Source organism: Bifidobacterium miconis (assembly GCF_019331735.1).
Classification (GTDB): Bacteria; Actinomycetota; Actinomycetes; order Actinomycetales; family Bifidobacteriaceae; genus Bifidobacterium; species Bifidobacterium miconis.
This window is the reverse complement of sequence record NZ_JAHBBH010000015.1, coordinates 20586-37343: the sequence shown is the minus strand read 5'-3', so window position 1 is coordinate 37343 and position 16758 is coordinate 20586. Positions and strand designations below refer to the sequence as shown.

6 protein-coding genes are annotated in these 16758 nt (G+C 69.3%); 1 reads left to right on the top strand and 5 read right to left on the bottom strand.

Features of this window, described 5'->3' with window-relative positions:
- Positions 1-44 precede the first annotated feature (44 nt).
- From KIH79_RS06595 to KIH79_RS06585, 3 genes are all read right to left on the bottom strand, one after another.
- Positions 45-9662 (bottom strand): type I polyketide synthase, encoded by a 9618-nt coding sequence (locus KIH79_RS06595; protein ID WP_219058690.1) that lies wholly within the window; start codon positions 9660-9662, stop codon positions 45-47.
- A gap of 329 nt (positions 9663-9991) precedes the next feature.
- Complete coding sequence (locus KIH79_RS06590) at positions 9992-11596, bottom strand: acyl-CoA carboxylase subunit beta (RefSeq protein ID WP_219058689.1); 1605 nt, start codon at positions 11594-11596, stop codon at positions 9992-9994.
- Positions 11593-13509, bottom strand: coding sequence for an ATP-binding protein (locus tag KIH79_RS06585; RefSeq protein ID WP_219058688.1), 1917 nt, complete (start codon positions 13507-13509; stop codon positions 11593-11595). The genes KIH79_RS06590 and KIH79_RS06585 overlap by 4 nt, the downstream gene beginning before the upstream one ends.
- A gap of 202 nt (positions 13510-13711) precedes the next feature.
- Here KIH79_RS06585 and KIH79_RS06580 point away from each other — a divergent pair, with 202 nt between their 5' ends.
- Positions 13712-14401, top strand: a complete 690-nt coding sequence (locus KIH79_RS06580; protein ID WP_219058736.1) for a biotin transporter BioY — start codon at positions 13712-13714, stop codon at positions 14399-14401.
- Positions 14402-14432: 31 nt separating this feature from the next.
- On the opposite strand, the gene KIH79_RS06575 is transcribed toward KIH79_RS06580, so the two are convergent.
- Positions 14433-15257 (bottom strand): biotin--[acetyl-CoA-carboxylase] ligase, encoded by an 825-nt coding sequence (locus KIH79_RS06575; protein WP_420829367.1) that lies wholly within the window; start codon positions 15255-15257, stop codon positions 14433-14435.
- 203 nt (positions 15258-15460) lie between these two features.
- Entirely contained in the window at positions 15461-16525 is a 1065-nt protein-coding gene (locus KIH79_RS06570) for a glycoside hydrolase family 43 protein (protein ID WP_219058687.1), read from the bottom strand.
- Positions 16526-16758 lie beyond the last annotated feature (233 nt).

The window sequence follows — 16758 nt, the reverse complement described above, 5'->3', positions numbered from 1 at the left end:
AGGGCGCCCGCCCGCGAGGGGATTCCGATGACCGCCGAGGCGGATCAGGCCTCGTAGAAGCCGGATTCGGCGAGGCGGGCGTTCGGATCGAGCAGCATGGCCTTCTCGACCTCGTGCGCGTCGTAGCCGTGGCCGTCCTTGCGGAAGCGACGGTTGTCGATCGGCTCGTAGAGCGCCGCACGGCCCATCATGCCTTCCTCGAGCCGGCGCTGGCCGGCGGCCAGCCGGGCGTTGGCGCGCTCGCGCCATTCGTCCAGCGCGGCCTCGCCGTCCGTCTTCGCCACGGCCGCCTCGAAGGCGCCGGGGTGCACGAGCGCCACGAAACCGGACACGTGGCCGAAACCGAGGGACGTGGCCAGGCCGGCCTTGACCGGACGGCCGGCGCTCTTGCGGCCGAACTCGTCCTCGCCGCCGCCGATGCGCAGCGGCTTGCGCAGCCACACCATGTGGTCGTCGCGCCGGAGCTTCGGGTCCACGCAGTCGAGCGCCGCGTTCGCCGGAATCACGCCGGACTTGAACAGCTGCGTCAGGCCGTTGACCTGGAAGATGCAGGCGCCGCCCTTCGCGTGGCCGGTGAGCGTCTTCTGCGAGATCACGAACAGCGGGTTGCCGTCGGTGCGGCCGATGGCGTGCGCCAGCGTGTTGTGCAGCTCGGATTCGTTCGGATCGTTGGCGTTCGTGGACGTGTCGTGCTTGGAGACCACGGCGATGTCGTCCGGCGTGACGCCGAGCTTCGCCAGATCGCGCACGAGCTTGGAGTCGCGCCCGCCGAGGCCGGCCGCGAGCGCGCCCAGTCCCGGTGCCGGGATCGACGTGTGCGCGCCGTCCGCGTAGGAGTGGATGAAGCCGACCACGGCCGCGACCGGCAGGCCGAGCTTGAGCGCGATGTCGCCGCGGGTCACGAGGATCGTGCCGCCGCCCTGCGATTCGAGGAAGCCGCCGCGGCGACGGTCGTTCGCGCGGGAGAAGAACCGCGCGTCGATGCCCTTGCCGTACATCTCCGCGGAGTTGGCGGTGGCGTTCATGTTACCGAAGCCGATCACCGATTCCACGCCGATGTCGTCGATCGCGCCGGTGACCACGAAGTCGGCCTTGCCGAGGGCGATCTTGTCGACGCCCTCCTCGAGGGAGACGGCCGCGGTGGCGCAGGCGGAGACGGGCTGGATCATGTTGCCGTAGCCGCCGATGTACGACTGCATGACGTGCGCGGCGACGACGTTCGGCAGCGCCTCCTGCAGGATGTCGGTGGGGATCTCGTGGTTGAGGAAGCGGTCGAGGTACAGCTTGCGCATCGACATCATGCCGCCGAAGCCGGTGCCCTGCGTGCTGGCCACCAGCGAGGGGTGGATGGACCGCAGGATTTCGGCCGGGGTGAAGCCGGCGGACAGGTACGCGTCCACGGTGGTGACGATGTTCCACAGCGCGATCTCGTCGACGTCGCCGACCATCGAGGCGGGGATGCCCCAGCGGGTCGGGTCGAAGCCGGTCGGGAACTGGCCGCCGACCGTGCGGGTCATGGCGGCGCGGCGCGGCACGCGGATCATCGAGCCGGCGTGGCGGGTCACGTTCCATTCGCCGGATTCCGCGTCCGGCGCGATGGTGGTGTGCGCCTCGTCGAGCTTGACGTATTCGTCGGCGGCTTCGCGGGTGGGCACGGAGAAGGTGACGTCGTGGTCGAGGAAGACCTCGGCCTCCTCCTCGTCGGCGCCGTCCTTGTAGTCGTTGCCCATGCCCTCTTCGAAGGGGCGGATGCCGGAGCGGGCCACGACCTCGTCGTGGTAGCGTTCGGCGATGTCCTCTTCGGGCACGAGGTTGCCGTCGGTGTCGTACCAGCCGGGCTTCGGGCTGTCCTGCCACGTGAGCAGGCCCATGTTCCACGCGAGTTCGAGTACGGCGCCGGCGTTGAGGTCGACGGTGCCGTCGGAGTGGATGCCGAGTTCGGCTTCGGCGCGCGTGCGGCCGGAGCCCCACGGGCCGAGCTCGCCGATGGAGACGATGACGATCTCGTCTTCCGGACGCGCGGTGACGTTCGTCCAGTCGTTGAGATCGACCGGCGCCTGCTCGGCGACGATCGGCGTGGGCAGCGCTTTGAGCACAGATTTCTTGGACGTATCGGGTGTGACGCTCCCCCAGCCAGTTTCGCTGACAGCCCCCTCAGCCGAGGGGGCCGAGGCTACCGCCTGCTTCTGAGCCGCGTCCGCTTCCGCCTCGGCGCGCAGCGCCTTGATGTCGATCGGCTCGTTGCCGAGACCGCCTGTCAGGTCGACGTCGAGCGGCGCCTTCGCGGCGGCCGCGCGCGATGCGGCGGTGCACAGGTCAAGCAGTTTGGCCGCGATGTCGGCGGTCGAGTACGTGCGAATGCCGTGGCGTTCGACGACGTCGACGAGCGGATCGTTGCCGCCCATGAGTCCGGTGCCGCGCACCCAGCCGATCTTCGGGTGGGCGAACGTCACGCGATCGGACCACACGCGCTCGGCGCGGGCGCGGTTGACGATCGCGTCGAACGCGGACTTGACCTCGCCGTACGCGCCGTCGCCGCCGAACACGCCGCGGTTGGGCGAGCCGGGCAGCACGACGTGCATGCGATGCTGCACGTCCGTGTCCGCGCCGATGGACGCGAGTCCGGCGATCGCGCGTTCGACGCCCCACAGCATGAGTCGCGCCTGCGATTCGAACAGTTCGCCGGAGTCGGCCATCGTGCCGTGCACCGGCGGCGCGGCGAACGGGAAGAACAGGGTCGGCTCATACGCTGGCTTGAGGATCGTCGTGGTCGCGCCGCTCGTCTTCTTCTGCTCGTTGCCGACCCACTGCACCAGCGCGTCGACGTCGCGGTAGCTGGACAGGTTCGCCGGGACGAGCCAGAGCTTCGCGTCGCCCGCGGCGTGCTCGCGGTACGCCTGCTTGGCCCATGCCTTGACGGACGGCTTGAAGCTGTGCGACGTGGCGATGACGGTCGCGCCGCCGGCGAGCAGGCCCTCGACGACCTGCGCGGCGATCGAGTTCGGGCTGACGCCGGTGACGATCGCGACGTCGCCCGCGAAGCGCGACGATGCCGGGTCGTCGGACGCGGGTTCAAGCGCTTCGGCCGCGATGCGTTCGAATGCGGTCTTGAGATCGCCACTCGCCTTGCCCGCGAACCAGCGGGCCTCGTCGGCCACGGCCTTGCCGAGGCCGCGGAAGCCGCCGTCCAGCAGCGCCGGGTTGCCGTCGTAGAACGCGCGGGCGAGGTCCTCGCGGGCGGATGCCCAGCGGTCGTCGAACAGAATCGCCTTGTTCTGGTCGAAGCGCGGTTCCACCTGCTTCGGCCAGTCGGAGCCGAGCTCGGCGGTGACCGCGTTGACCACGGCCGCGTTGCGTGCGGCCTCGTCGGCGTCGAAGTCGACGGCCGGCGCGGAGAGTCCGAGGTGGTTGAGCACGGTGCGCGCGGCGGTCGCCAGCACGCCGTTCTCGCCGGTCACCTTCGCGGCGAACGCGTCGAGCGCGGCGGAATCGACGACCGCGCCGCCGGCCGAACCGCCGGCAGACGGCTTGGAGACGGCCACGCCCTTGGTCTGGCCGACCAGCGCGACCGCGTCGTCGATGAGCTTGTCCGCGGCGGCCGCGTTGGCGGCGGCGCCGGTCGGCAGCTTGGCGAGATCGCCGCCGCGCGAGCTGGAGCCTTCACGGGTGTCAAGCAGGAGCGCCGCGGTGGTGGCGGCCACCCAGCCTTCGCCGAGTCCCCACACGCCGGTGACGCGCTCGCGGATGTGCGCGGGCTTGACGCCGGCCGCGCCGAACAGCGCGCGCAGACGGTCGCGGATCGCGTCGGAGAGGACCGGTCCGAACGGCTTGTAGTTCGGGGCGGCCTTGTTGACGATCACGGCGAGCTTGTCGAGCGTCGCCTCGGCCGCGCCGTCCACGCTGGCGACTCCCAGCTCGGAGCTGATGTCCATGAGCAGCTGGTTGCGGCGGGACGAGACACCGTTGGTGAGCGTGTCGGTGGTGTCGTTGCTGCCGATCTGGTCGAGGCGCACCTTGGCCGAGTACGCCATGAGCACGCCGATCGCGTCGGATGCCTTGAACGGCAGGTCAGAGACCGGTCCACTCGGCGCAGAGCCAAGCTCGCTCACGGCGCTGGCGGCCTGTGGGACGACGGAGGAGGATCGACCTGCGGTCGATGCGTTGCCGTTGGCGGCTGCCGTCGCAGACGCTCCCCCAGTCGACCCGCGGTCGACAGCGTCCTGCAACTGCGGACGGCCTGCGGCCGCGCTCTGCTGGCTCGCTGTCGCTCGCACCTCGCCTACAAACGCCGCCGGCGTTTGCTTCACGGCTCGGCCCTCAGCCGAGGGAGCCGAGGCTGCCGCCTGCTCTTCAACGTCGTCGACTTCCGGCGCGAGCGAATCGGTATCGGTCATGTACACGCGTCCCTCGTCGCGACCGACGTTGTAGACGGCGACGGAGCGGTTCACGAACTGCGGCAGGCGCAGCGTCTTCGAGCCGAGGTTGGCGAGCGTCGGCGCGTTGCCGAGACCGACTTCGACGTACTCCTCCACGCCGAGCCCGCCGGCCGTGCGCTCGCCGAACATCAGCGCCTGCGTCTCGATCCAGCGAACGGGCGACGCGAACTGCCACGAGAGCAGTTCGGTGAGCAGCAGTCGTCCGAGCTTCTGGTCGTCGGCGGCGTACGCATCCCACACTGCCGGATCGTCGAGCGCGGCCTTAATCCGCTCCGACGGCACGACCTCGAGGATCTTCGCGGCGAACTCCTTCGTCATCTCGAACGGGCAGGCGACGAGGTTCGGAATGTAACGGCCCACCAGTCGGCCGCGATAGTCGATCTCGGCCGGCAGCAGCGCGTCGAGCTTGTCGCGGAACTCCGGCACACCCTTCCTGAGCAGCGTGGAGTGGAACGGCACGTCGATGCCGGGCACGAGCATGAACGCCGGCTTGCCGCCGTATTCGGCGACGCGGCGGGCGGAGTCGGCCTGCAGCGCTTTGAGTCCGGCGATCGTGCCGGCCACCGCGTACTGCGCGCCGGCGAGGTTGTAGTTGACGATCTGCAGGAACTCGCCGCTGGCCTTGGCGACCGACTCGACATATTCCTTCACGCCGTCGTCGCCCACGCCGAACTGGTTCGGACGCAGCGCGCCCATGCGGTAGTTGGAGCGGCCCTGCGCGTCGCGCGGGATGAGGTGGTGCATGGTCGAACCGCGGTGGAACACGAGTTCGAGCACGGTTTCGAGCGGGATCACGCCGGCGAAGGAGCTCAGCGCGTTGTATTCGCCGAGCGAGTGGCCCGCGAAGTAGCTCGGCCAGATGTCGGCGCCGGCCTCGTGCAGGCGCGCGGTCTGGGCGAACGCGACGGTTGCGAGCGCGACCTGCGTGAACTGCGTGAGGTTGAGCAGTCCATCGGGATGGCGGTAGGTGACGCCGTTGGCGGTGAGCTCCTTCGGGTTGTCGCGCACGAGGGCGAGGATCGAGAACCCGAGCTTTTCGCGGGTCAGGCGATCCGCGCGCTCCCACACGTCGCGGGCGGCGGCGGACTTGGCGCGCTCGTCGAGCACCATGCCCTGCTTCTGGATGCCCTGGCCGGGGTAGACGAACGCGCTGATCGGCGCGCGGGTCACCGCTGTTCCACGTGAAACAATCGCCCCGTCGATGCGGCAGGTCACTTCGAGCGCGAGTCCGCCGTGACGCACCTTGCCGACGCGTTCGACGGTGATTTCGACGCGGTCGTTGAGCTGCACCATGCCGTACATGTTGTAGGTCCAGCCGGCGATCTCGTAGTGCGCGCCCTTGACGTCGGTCGCCTGCGCGACGTGCTGAGCGACGGCGGACAGCCACATGCCGTGCACGAGCGGGGCCTTGAGGCCGGAGATGCGGGCGCCGCGCACGGAGGTGTGGATCGGGTTGAAGTCGCCGGAGGTGCGCGCGAACGCGGTCATGTCACCGGGTGCGGTGACGGTGACGCGGCGGAGGATGCGGCGCGCGGTCGGCGCGGTTTCGGCGCCGTGCAGCGCCGTCCAGTCGCCGTTGTCCGGCGCGGTTGCCGGCAGCGCGTCGGAGTAGACGCGGCCGCGGATGGCGAAGCGTTCGGTTTCGCGGGCCAGCAGCGTGCCGTCGGCGGCGGTGTGGGTCACGTGGATGGTGACGACGCGGCCGGACGCGGACTCGAAGTAGTCCTCGGCCCATGACGTCAGGGTGACGGTTTTGCCGATGTGCCGGAGCAGGTGCTCCTCGTCGGTTTCGAGTTCGATGAGATGGTCGAGATGAACGGCGTTGAGCAGTCCTTCGATGACCGGATAGCCATCGACCATGACCGAGCCGAGCGCTGCGTAGATCGCCGGCCATGCGGGGCCGACGAGCGCGTCGGGCGCGATGCGGGACGCGGCGAGATCCTGCGGCAGCCGGCCAGCGGTCGCGGCCTCGTGGTCGAAGCCGAGGTTCGCGGACAGCGTGTAGCGGGCGTGCGCTTCTCCGAACGACTTGCCTTCGGCGGCCACGATTTCGGGCATGGACTCGAGCTTGTCGCCGGTGATGGCGGTGTTGCCGATGCCGGCGGTGGCGGCGAGCATCGCGTAGACGTCCGGGATCAGCCGTTCGCGGTCCACGACCGGCACGCGGCCGGGTTCGGCGCCGTCGACGACGAGCGGGATGACGATGTCGCGCACGGCGTGCTTGGACAGACCGCCGTCGGGATCGTTGTCCCAGTACGTGTCGAGATGGATGTCGAGATCGTACTTGCCGGCCGCGGCGTCGACCGCGCGGATCTCGTAGTGCCGGTCGCCGAGCGCGGTGCCGTAGGCGGGATTGTCGGTGATGTGGCCGACCCACGAGATGTTCGGCGACTTGCGGATGAAGTCCTCGGCGTCGCGCGCCTCGCCGAGCGCGGCGAAGCCGTCGTGTTCGGCGGCGGCAGCCGTATCGGCAGCACCGGACGCGCCGCGTTCGTCCCGCACGCGTTCGATCGCGGCGGATTCGAAGCGGCCGAGGATGTCGGCGATCGGCTCGTCGACCGTGGTGATGCCGGCCACGGAGATCGGACCGGGGATGGCGCGCACGGAATCGGCGGAATACCGCGCATCCTCGGACTGCCACAGCTGGTCCTGACCCCACCAGCGCAGCAGGTCGTGGTCGATGACGGGCACGAACGGCATGGGCTTGGGATATTCGCGCACGAGCACGGGGAACCAGGCCACGTCGGCCGGCACGACCGTGAGCTCGCCGGCCTGCGGATAGACCGCGGCGAGCTTGTCGAGCGCGGACGTCGGGTCGGCGGCGAGATCGTCGCGGGTCAGCAGGCCGGCCGCGGCGGCCTCGTCGGCCGTGGCGTCGTCGGCGGCGAACAGCTTGGACGCGAACTTGCCGGAATCGGTGTCGGCCACGCGGGCTTCGATGCGCTGCAGCAGGTGCTGGAAGCGGTCGACGTAGGTCGGGTCGACCCACGGGAACGCGAGTTCGGCGAAGTGCTTCGCCCATGCGAGGTAGGTCATGGACGCCAGGTCGCCGAAATAGGGCTTGGCGGTCTTGTCGAGCGCGTCGATGATCTCCTGACGGCGCGAATCGAGCTCCTCTGGGTGCTTCATCACGCGCACGAGCAGGCGGCCGCACGCGGCGGAGGCGTTCTCCAGCTCGTAGATGTCGGCGTGCAGGTGGCTCAGGCCGGAGGAGACGCCGCCGACGGCCTTGCCGGACGGCACCCAGTGGGCGGCCTGCGGCGCGAACACGTCGTCGGACTTGGCGTCGGCGGGAATGCCGGGCGTGTTGACGAGCATCCGCTTGACCTTGGGGCTGGTGTGCGCCTCCTTGGCGGTCATGGCGGCGGTGCCGACGAGCACGCCGTCGACCGGCATGTCGGGCAGGCCGTAGGCGTGCGCCCACTGGCCGGAAATGTAGTCGGCCGCGCGTTCGGGCGTGCCGATGCCGCCGCCGGCGACGAGCACGAGGTTGTCGCAGGCGCGCACCTCGGCGTACGTGGAGGCGAGCAGGTCGTCGAGCGCCTCCCAGCTGTGGTGGCCGCCGGCCTCGCCGCCCTCGACCTGAATCATGATGACGGTGGGCGCCACGGCCTTGGCGATGCGCACGACCTGACGGATCTGGTCGACGGTGCCGGGCTTGAAGCTCACGTACGGCAGGCCGTCGGCCTGCAGCGACTTGATGAGCGCGACGGCCTCGTCGAGTTCGGGAATGCCCGCGGAGACGACCACGCCGTCGATCGGCGCGCCGGACGCGCGCTTCTTCGGCACGATGCGCGAGGAGCCGAACTGCAGGTTCCACAGGTAGCGGTCCATGAACATGGCGTTGAATTCGACCGTGCGGCCTTCTTCGAGCAGTTCCTCGAGGCGCGCGACGTGGCGGTCGAAGACCTCGGCGGTCACCTGGCCGCCGCCGGCGAGTTCGGCCCAGTAGCCGGCGTTGGCGGCCGCGGCCACGATTTCGGGGTCGACGGTGGTGGGGGTCATGCCGGGCAGCAGCACCGGCGGCTTGCCGGTGAGCTTGGAGAACTTGGTGACGAGCTTGTCGCCGGCCGGCGTCCGGACGACGCGGGGCGCGAACGCCTTCCAGTTCTGCGTGCGTTCGGGCTCTCCCTCCAGCGTGGACAGCGCGGCGCGTTCGGACAGCGTGGTCGCCTCGACCACGCCGATGCCGGTGCCCTGCACCACGTTGCCGATGAGCTTGCCGAGCGTGTTGCCGGGGCCGAGGTCCGCGATCCACAGCTTGGCCGGGTCGGCGACGCCGGACAGCGCCTTGACGCGCGCGTTCCAGTCGACGTGGTTGAGCAGCACCTCCTCGGCGAGCGCGCGGGCGCGGGTCTGGTCGAAGCCGCATGCGCCGGCCCATGCCACGGTCTGTTCGACCGCCTCGGCCATGAGCGGCGAGTGGAACGGCAGGGTGACCTCGAGATATTCGAGGGTCGGGCCGAACACGGCGCCGCCGCGCAGCTTTCGTTCGCGCAGCTTGGCCTGATGCCGGTGCTCGCGTTCGGTTTCGATCGCGAAGGCGGCCAGGTCCTCCGGGTAGCCGGAGAGCACATGATGGTTGTCGGAGTTGGTGACGGCGATGGAGATCGGGCCGCGCGCGTGGTCGACGCGGGCGATGAGCGCTTCGACCTGTTCGCGCGTGGCGCCCTTGACGGACAGCATCGGACTGGCTTCGCCGACCTTGGGGTTGAGGCCGAGTTCGCGCACGCGGCGGGTGCCGGCGGCGCCGATCAGGGAGGCGACGGCGAGGATTTCGTCGAGCACGGGCGCCGCGGCGTCGATCGAGCCGGCGTCCTGGATGGCGCGGGTCATGTGGACGGCGAGCACGCCCTGCGAATGGCCGAGCACGGCGACCGGCTGGGCGGCGGCGACGTCGTACCCGAGGTTGGCGAGGTCGTGCAGCGCGCCGAGTTGGGCGAGCGCGATGCCGGGAACGGAGGCGGTCGCGTCGGCGGCGGGGCCGAGCTTGGCCGGGTTCGGGGCGAAGCCGAACAGGTCGACCGGCTGGCCGGTGGTGGCGAGCAGGTCGGCGGCGACCGGCGCGAGTTTCGCGTCGGCGGCCGCGGCGTGCCCGCGCAGCGCGGCGTCGATGGTCGGATCGGTGGTTTCGTCCGCGAGCGCGACGGTCCACGGCGTGGACTGTCCGGCGAACGCGAGCGCGTGCGGCTCGTCCGCCAGCTTGTTCAGAAAGAAGGTGGTCATTGGTGTTCCTTACGTGAGGTTGATGGTCGAAGTATGGATATGACGTTCGTGCTGCTGTATCGGAATCGCGCTTCGCGCGATGCCGTGTTGTTGGCGGTGCCGATGCACCGCAGACGCTCCCTCAGTCCGCCTACGGCGGCCAGCTCCCTCAGCCGAGGGAGCCGAGGCTCCGCCAGCTTCATATCCGTTCGACGGACATGAAGTGAAAGCTCATAACACGCCTTGCAGGCTCCCTCGGCTGAGGGAGCTGTCACGCGAAGCGTGACTGAGGGAGCGTCTGCAGCGCGGAAGCGCTGCTCACGACGCAGCATCGGCGCAAGCCAATTCCGTTACAAAGGTTGGTTGCCGTGGTGTTTGGTGGTGGCGCGTGTCCGCCGTTTGCCGGCGAGCAGGCGGAGGGATTCGGCGATGGCCTCGCGGGTCTGTTCGGGGTCGATCATCGCGTCGATCTGCCCGGTTTCAAGCGACAGGTTCGCGTTGACGGTCGTCCGCTGGTAGTCGGCGACGAGCTGCGCGCGCAGCGCGTCGACGTCCTTCCCGCTTTCCTTCGCCTTCTGCAGGTCCTTGCGGTGGATGATGTTGACCGCGCCGGTCGCGCCGAGGACGGCGATCTGCGAGCTGGGCCATGCGAAGTTCATGTCCGCGCCGATCGCTTTGGATCCCATCACGATGTACGCGCCGCCGAACGCCTTGCGCAGCACGACGGTGACCATCGGCACCTGCGCGTTGCCGTACGCGTAGATCACCTTCGCGCCGCGGCGGATGATGCCGGCGTGCTCCTGTTCGGCGCCGGGCTTGTATCCGGGCGTGTCCACGAGCGTGATGACGGGCAGGTTGAACGCGTCGCACAGGCGCACGAACCGCGCGACCTTTTCCGACGAGTCGACGTCGAGGATGCCGGCGTTCACGTTCGGCTGGTTCGCGACCACGCCGACCGGATGCCCTTCGATGCACGCGAATCCGACGACCGCGGAGCCGGCGAACAGTTCCTGCACCTGCACGAACTCGCCGTAGTCGACGATGCAGCGGATCACGTCGAGCATGTCGTACGGCTGGCGGTCGTTGTCGGGCACGATCGTCGCCAGTCGCTTCGCGGTGTCGCGTTCGGCGCGCGTGACGGCGTACGCGTACGTCGGCGGCTCGTCGTCGGAGCTGGACGGCAGGTAGGCGAGCACGGTGCGCGCGTAGTCGATCGCGTCGGCCTCGTCCTCGCCGAGATAGTGCGCGACGCCGGAGACGCGGTTGTGCACGAGGCCGCCGCCGAGGTCGTCCATGCTGATGACCTCGCCGGTCGCGGCCTTGACCACGTCCGGTCCGGTCACGAACATGTTCGAGTGCTCGCGGGTCATGATGATGAGGTCCGTCAGGGCCGGGCAGTAGACAGCGCCGCCAGCGCACGGCCCGAGGATGACGGAGATCTGCGGCACGAACCCGCTGGCCTTGCAGGTGCGGCGGAAGATGTGCCCGTATTCGGTCAGGGCCGCGACGCCTTCCTGGATGCGCGCGCCGCCGGAGTCGATGAGCGCGACGATCGGCACCTTGAGTTCGAGCGCCTTGTCCATGAGCCGGCAGATCTTCTCGCCTTCCGCGCGGCCGAGCGTGCCGCCGCGCACGGAGAAGTCCTGCGCGTAGACGGCGATCTTGCGCCCGTACACGTCGCCGAATCCGGTGATGACGGCCGCGCCGGCCTTGCCGTTGTTGATGTCGCCGCCGGCGAAGCGTCCGATCTCCTCGAACGTGCCGGTGTCGAGCAGCAGGTCGAGCCGTTCGCGGGCCGTGTTCTTGCCTTTGACGTGCTGGCGTTCGCGGGCGTGCGCTTCGGCGTCGCGCGCGAGTTCGGCCGCGCGCGCGACGGCCGCTCGGATCGGCTGATGGTCGCCGTCCGGCTGTTTCACATACTGTTTGACGGCCGGGGACTGCATGATGTCGGTCATTGCGCGTCTCCCTTCGTCGCACCGGCCGTACCGGCAGTACCGGTCGCGTCGGTCTTGGCCTTCGCGTCCGCGCCGTCCACGTCGAGCGTGACGAGCGTCTCCCCCGCCTCGACGCCGGTCGCGGGCCCGACGAAGATCTTCGTGACGGTGCCGGCGGCCGGCGCGTACACGTAGTTCTCCATCTTCATCGACTCGAGCACGACGAGCAGGTCGCCCTTGGCGACGTGCTGCCCTTCGGCCACGTTGATGCGCGTGACGACCGCCTGCATCGGCGCGGCGATCACGCCCGGCCGGTCGGCGGTCTTCTGCTGCGCGGATTCCGCGCGGTGCAGGCCGGCTCCGCGCAGCGGCTGCGTCGGCCGCTGCGCGCCGCGGGCGCGGGCCGAACCGGTGATGTTCTCGACGATGTCGAGCGGCACGGTGAGCTTGACGCGCTTGTCGTTCATTTCGATCACGAACGTTTCGGTCGGCGTCGGCTTCGCCTCGGCCGCCGCACCGGTCGCGCCGGTCGCACCGGCGCTGAGCGACGCGGGCTGGCCGGCGCGCGTCGCGTTCGCCTCGCGGTTGAGATACTTGCGTTCGAGCCATTTGGTGCTGATGTCGAACGGATGGCCGTGTTCGGCGGTGAATTCGTCGTCGCGGAACACCTGCTCGAACAGGCTGGCGGGCGTGGGCACGCCTTCGATGTGCAGTTCGCCGAGCGCGCGGCGCACGCGGGCCACGGCGGCCTCGCGGTCCTGCGCGGTGACGACCAGCTTGCCCATCATCGAGTCGAATTTCGGCGAGATCGTGTCGCCTTCCACCACGCCGGAGTCGACGCGGATGCCGGGGCCGGACGGCCATTCGAGCCGCGTGAGCGTGCCGGAGCTGGGAGTGAGGTTCTTGGCCGGGTCCTCGCAGGTGATGCGCAGTTCGAAGCTGTGGCCGCGCGCCGCGGGAGGCTCGGTGAGCGCGCCGCCGTCCGCGATGGTGATCTGCTCGCGCACCAGGTCGAGCCCGCACACCTGCTCGCTGACCGTGTGCTCAACCTGCAGGCGCGGGTTGACTTCGAGGAAGTACACCTTGCCGGTGTCGGTGAGCATGAATTCGCAGGTGCCGAGGCCGACGTAGCCGACCGCGTCGAACAGGGCGCGCGAGTAGCGTTCGAGCTGCTCGTGCACGCCCTCCGGCAGGAACGGGGCGGGCGCCTCCTCGATGAGTTTCTGGTTGCGCCGCTGCACGCTGCAGTCGCGCGTCGAGTAGACGGCGAAGTTGCCGTGGCTGTCGCGTCCGCACTGCGTTTCGACGTGGCGGCCCTTGTCGATGAAGCGTTCGACGAAGTATTCGTTCAGGTCGCCGCCCTGCAGCGAATCGTGGTTCATGTAGAAGCCGCGCAGTTCGTCGTCGCTGCGCACGATGGTGATGCCGCGTCCGCCGCCGCCGTCCGTGCGCTTCATCATGATCGGATAGCCGTGCGTGTGCGCGAAGTCGTACAGCGCGCGGATGTCGCCGACGGATTCGCTCAGGCCCGGCACGGGCGGCACTTTGGCGCGCGTGGCGACGCGGCGGGCGGTGATCTTGTCGCCGAGGTCGGTCAGGGCCTCCGGGCTCGGGCCGATCCATGTCGCGCCGGCACGGTCGACCTTGTCGGCGAAGGAGGCGACTTCGGAGAGGAAGCCGTAGCCGGGGTGCACCGCGTCCGCGCCGGAGCGGTGCAGCACGTCGATGAGCAGGTCCTCGTTGAGATACGTGTCCTTGTAGGTGTCGCCGGGCAGCAGGTACGCCTCGTCGGCGAGCGCCACGTAGGGCGCTTCGCGATCCTGTTCGGCGTAGACCGCCACCGTGGCGAGGCCCATTTCGCGCGCGGTCCGCACCACGCGCAGGGCGATTTCACCTCGGTTCGCAATCAATAGTTTTTTGACATTTTGCGTCATGGCGTCAAAATATAGGCCCGCTGACTGAAAATACATGGGAACGATCTCAACAAAATTCCCGACGATCTTTTGTAAAGCTACACAAACGTAACCGCAACATCGCAGGTCTAGCGTAAGGCCTTGTAACTTGACGAAACTGCACGCTGCTGCAAGACAGGTCACGCGTTTTCGTCAGACTCGCTTACTCGAGACAAGGGGAATCATCATGCCGTCCATCACCACTTCCGCGGTCGCGGGCAGTCGCGCCCGCCGCACCGTTCTCGCCGTCGCCAAGCCCATCGCGTTCGCCGTGCTCCTGTGGCTCGCATCCGCCGCCGGCGCGGTGCCGATTCCGGGCACGCCGGTGCCGATCACGCTGCAGACGTTCGTGGTCATGGTCGCGGCGCTCACGATGGACTGGCGTCAGGCCGGCGCCGCGGTCGCGCTGTATCTGGCCGCCGGCGCGGCCGGTCTGCCGGTGTTCGCCGGCGGTTCGTCCACGGCCGCGCTGTTCGGCCCGTCGGCCGGCTTCCTGCTCGGCTTCCTGCCGGGCGTGATCGTCACCGCATGGCTCAAGGGCGCATCCCGTCGCACCGTCGCCGCGCATCATGCGGCCGCCGGTTCCGCCGACATCGCCGATGCCGCCGACCGTGCCGATCTCGCAGCATCCGTCGCGGACGCCGCCGCTTCCCGTCCGCTCGTCTTCGCGCTGACGTTCCTGCGCTACTTCGCGGCCGCGATGGTCGGCTGCGTGGCCGTCGTCTACGTGTTCGGTTTCGCCGTGCAGGCCGCGCTCACCGGCGCTCCCCTGCCCGCGATCATCCTCGCGTCGATGCCGTTCATCATCGGCGATGTCGTCAAGTCCGCCGTCGCGTCCCTCACGGTTGCCGCAGCCGTCGCGCTGCATCGATAATCGAAAGGATCGGGCGCACCACCGCCCGCATTCAGGCCAAGACGCCCACGTCCGCGGTGCGCACGACGTGGGCGTTGCCGTCCTGCGTGCGGATGGTGAGCGAGGCGTCGGCGTTGAGCGCGAGCGCTTCGCCGCGCAGGGTCGAGCCGTCGGTGAAATGCGCTTCGACCCCGTGGCCGAGCGTCCAGCAGACGCGGCGCGTTTCGTCGAGCAGCCGCGCGGCCTGTCCTTGCGGGTCGGCGGCGAAGGCGGCAACGCGCGAGCGCAGTCCGGCGATGATGCCGGCGGCGATCGCGTCGCGCAGCGCGTCCGTATTGTCCGAAATGTCGTAATGCAGCTGCAGCGACGTGGATTGCGTAGTGGGCAGACAGCCGGCCGGCACAGCCAGGTTGATGCCGATGCCGAACACGAGCGTCACGTCGCCGCCCGCAAACGGACCGACGCTAGACCCAGCCAGCGGCATGACCATTTCGGCGAGGATGCCGCCCAGCTTGCGTCCGTCGCAAAACAGGTCGTTCGGCCATTTGAGCATCAGATTGCCGCTCCCGAAATCGCGCACCGCCGCGCGGATCGCGTCGAGCGAAGCGAGGCCGGCGATCATCTGCAGCCATCCGTTGACCCGCTCGTCGGTCGCGATCGCACGCGGAGCGCGCACGACGAACGACACCGTGAACGACTCCCCCGGACGGCTCGTCCACGTGTGATCGAGCCTGCCACGACCCGCGGTCTGCGCGTCCGCCGCGACCACGGCGACCGGCCGTCCCGCCGCGGCCAGATCGCGCGCCGTCGTGTTCGTCGACCCGAGTCTGTCGAACAGCAGCACGTCGCCGCCCGCCGCCGCAACCGTGCGCGGCATCCGCATCGCGGCCCGGTTGACGGCCGCAACGCACGCCATCGCCGTGCGCGCCTGCTCAATATCACTGGCATCATTGGCATTCGCATATTCGCTCATGCCTTCAGCCTACCGCCGTCTGCGGCATCGGCGGGCCTTCGTCTCGACGATGAACGGCATCGGCGACTCCGGCATCGCGCACGCCGCACCGTGCGCGCCGGCGTCCGTCACTGCCCAAGCGCGGCAAGTTCGGCCTCGGTGAGCGCGACGATGCTGCCGTGGTTGGCACCGGCCGGCAGCCGGTATTCGCCCGGTTCGAGCGCACGGTACGAGTCTTCGGCGAGCGGGTCGGACGTGACGAACGGGCGGTATCCGGTCCATCGCGGCAGGTATTCGTCGGTCATGAGCAGCGTCCGGCCGTCCGGCAGCACGCACGACGTGGGCCCCTCGAAGCCGCCGGGGAAACGTTCCAGCGCGGGGTTCGCGAGCCGCTCGTACGGGCCGAGCAGGTCATCGGCCGTTTCGACGTACACGTACTTGTCGTCCTCGTTCTTGATGTGCATGACGATGCGCCCGCCGCGCACGCACAACGCCGCGTCGATGACGGCATGGTCACGTTCGACGAGCACGAACGGCGCGCCGAACGTCGTGAAGTCACGCGTCCACGCGGCCCAGATGCGCTGTTTGGCGTAGTCGTCGGCCGGCGTGCAGCTCGACCAGTACACGAGATATGCGCCGCGCGAACCATCCCAGATCGCGCGCGGCGCCCACGCGTTGCCGGCCCGCACGCTCGAGGCGACGTCGACGATGCGCTCGTTCGACCAGTGGATCAGGTCGTCGGATTCCCATACGCAGATGCCGGTGCTGCCGCGGCGCACGGTGGCGGCGAAGTCGATGCCGCCGTCCGGCTTGGCATACCACGGCGCGTTGAAGTCGAGGTCCGTGCCGATGAGCACGAATCCGTCGCGGTCGGACCGTCGCATGAGAAACGGGTCGCGCACCGCGCGCTCGCCGATCGTCGAACTGATCGTCATGGACCGCACCGGGTCGCTCCAGTGCAGGCCGTCGCGGCTGAACGCGAAATAGATCTTCTGGTCGTCCTCGACGCGGCCGTCGGGGGACGCGAAGTACACGTAGGCGAAGCCGGCGTAGTCGGCGGGCGCGCGGTTCGCCGTGACCGGGTCGGCGACGCCGGATGCGGTGACGGACGGGAGGGAGGTGAAACGTGCGGCTTGTTCGGACGGTGCGGGCAGTATGCCCGATGACGGCGGAGAAGCGATGACGACGGTCATGATTGCGGATTCCTTACTTGCTGGACTTGCTGGCCCTATGTGCTGGATGATGCGGAAAAGCCCGGCGACGTACGCACAGAGATGCGCCGGCGGCGCGACGGCGGCCGATAGGACACGGACGGCCGGAGCGTTGCGCCGGCGGCACGCGATGTCGCCGGGACGAATGTTGTTGGGAGATGGCGTGATCAGCGTGGGTTGGGCGCAACGCCCGCGCCGCACGGTCAGTGCGGGTT

Excerpts from the sequence above, each read along its gene's own strand:
- KIH79_RS06575 (WP_420829367.1), bottom strand. The coding sequence starts at position 15,257 with ATGCCGCGCACGGTTGCGGCGGCGGGCGGCGACGTGCTGCTGTTCGAC.
- KIH79_RS06570 (WP_219058687.1), bottom strand. The coding sequence starts at position 16,525 with ATGACCGTCGTCATCGCTTCTCCGCCGTCATCGGGCATACTGCCCGCA.
- KIH79_RS06595 (WP_219058690.1), bottom strand. The coding sequence starts at position 9,662 with ATGACCACCTTCTTTCTGAACAAGCTGGCGGACGAGCCGCACGCGCTC.
- KIH79_RS06585 (WP_219058688.1), bottom strand. The coding sequence starts at position 13,509 with ATGACGCAAAATGTCAAAAAACTATTGATTGCGAACCGAGGTGAAATC.
- KIH79_RS06590 (WP_219058689.1), bottom strand. The coding sequence starts at position 11,596 with ATGACCGACATCATGCAGTCCCCGGCCGTCAAACAGTATGTGAAACAG.